1 protein-coding gene is annotated in these 480 nt (G+C 49.0%); it reads right to left on the bottom strand.

Annotation, left to right across the window (positions count from 1 at the left end; translation table 11 throughout):
• Positions 1-78: 78 nt before the first annotated feature.
• Positions 79-480 (bottom strand): NYN domain-containing protein (locus B3S86_RS15170; RefSeq protein WP_290754278.1); only part of this gene is annotated, 402 nt, incomplete at its 5' end.

The following is a 480-nucleotide window of genomic DNA, read 5'->3' as shown; positions in this document are numbered from 1 at the left end:
AAAATGTATCTTTTCATAAAAAAACACCGTTCTTCCAAAGTAGGAAAAACGGTGATCCGCTCATGCGAATGGTTTATATCATGTATCTGAATTCTTTCGGCGACGGATCGCTTCTAAACGTGCGACGACGTCTTCTGGTAAATCAATCTTCGAGCGCGGTTGAGCCGTCGTCTTCGCAGACGTCGTCTGTTGTTTGATGACAGCGACTGCCGCTTTCCACTCTCGCCGGAGCTCTTGCGCCGATATGCGGAGTGCTCCGAGCGTGAAGATGACCCACTGCTCCGTATAATCATTCGTCGCTACCGTTAACTTGACTCGGATATCTTGTAGCCAATCAGCAGCTGTCTTTTCAATCCATTCATCTGCCGTTTCGTTCTCCCGTGTGTAGACGATATCAATCCCGCTTTTTTGCATCCGGGATTCACGTCCCGGTTGAAGATAGGCATCGAAGACGATCGTAACGCTGAGACCTGTGACAGC

Source organism: Exiguobacterium sp. UBA3968, assembly GCF_002385115.1.
Taxonomy (GTDB): Bacteria; Bacillota; Bacilli; order Exiguobacteriales; family Exiguobacteriaceae; genus Exiguobacterium_A.
The sequence above is the reverse complement of the archived record's forward strand: the minus strand, read 5'-3'. Positions and strand labels throughout refer to the sequence as shown.